The 205-nt window shown below is 68.3% G+C and carries 1 pseudogene; it reads left to right on the top strand.

The annotated features are described in order from the left end of the window. A pseudogene (locus ACYQ2W_RS27015) lies at positions 1–205 on the top strand (hypothetical protein); the annotation flags it as partial.

Below are 205 nucleotides of genomic sequence, written 5' to 3'. Positions count from 1 at the left end.
GCGCATCCGCACCCGGCTGGCGATGGAGTACGCCGACCGCGAGGCGCTGATGGCCTGCCTCCAGCACCTCACTCAATGCGCCGGCAACGCCCGCCTGATGACCCCGGAACTGATGCGCGCGCTGTGCGATCACGCCGTCGGCAACCACCGTCGCCGCCGAACGGGAACTCACCGTGCTCGACGAGAAGCTCTACCTCGAGGTGTT

The sequence above is a fragment of the Endothiovibrio diazotrophicus genome (assembly GCF_054657215.1).
This window is presented reverse-complemented; position numbering and strand designations above follow the sequence as displayed.